This is a genomic window from Polynucleobacter sp. 39-46-10 (genome assembly GCF_002282275.1).
In genome coordinates, this window is record NZ_NCJB01000561.1 from 1 (window position 1) to 1,023 (window position 1,023).

Sequence of the window (1,023 nt, forward strand, 5' to 3'; positions counted from 1 at the left end):
TCATCCAAGTCATTCTCATCATCAGAATCGCTTTCAGCAATACGCTGCAGGCCAGACAAACGAGTGCCTTCATCAACGTTGATCAAAGTGACGCCTTGTGTGGCACGCCCCATTTCACGAATCTCTGAAACACGTGTGCGCACTAAGATGCCGCCAGTAGTAATCAACATGATTTGATCTTCAGGAGAAACCAGAGCAGCAGCAACTACTTTACCGTTACGTTCAGTTGTTTGGATTGCGATCATGCCCTTAGTGCCACGGCCATGACGAGTGTATTCACCAATCGGTGTGCGCTTACCAAAACCATTCTCAGTGGCAGTCAGCACGCTGCTTGGAATAGCGAGACCATTCTCATCAACAACAGTAGCCTCAACACCTTCGGCAGCTTCAGCCGGAGCAACTAACATGGCGATGACTTGATGACCTTCACCCAAGTTCATACCACGTACGCCGCGCGCTGTACGACCCATTGGACGCACATCATTCTCGTCAAAGCGCACTGCTTTACCAGCGTCAGAGAACAACATCACATCATGCTGACCGTCAGTAATAGCTGCACCAACTAAGAAATCGTTTTCATTTAAATCAACGGCAATAATTCCAGCCTTACGTGGATTGGAGAAGTCAGACAACCGCGTCTTCTTCACGGTACCCAGGCTTGTTGCCATAAAGACGTAATGATCATCTTGGTATCCCTTGATTGGGAGAATTACCGTGATCTTTTCGCCCTCAATCAATGGGAACATATTGACGATTGGCTTACCGCGTGAGTTGCGGCTGCCTTGTGGAACTTCCCACACTTTGAGCCAGTACATACGTCCACGATCAGAGAAGCACAGAATGATGTCATGTGTATTCGCAACGAAGAGGGTTTCAATCCAGTCTTCATTCTTAGTGGCTGCAGCTTGTTTGCCACGACCACCGCGTTTTTGCGCACGGTATTCACTCAGAGGCTGGCTCTTCATATAACCAGTGTTCGAAAGCGTGACCACCATATCTTGCGGAGTGATCAAGTCTTCTGTG

At 48.5% G+C, this 1,023-nt stretch carries 1 protein-coding gene; it reads right to left on the reverse strand.

Translation table 11 applies throughout. The features are described 5' to 3' along the window. On the reverse strand, window positions 1–1,023 hold a 1,023-nt coding region (locus B7X71_RS17735), incomplete at both ends, for a DNA gyrase C-terminal beta-propeller domain-containing protein (protein WP_293601712.1).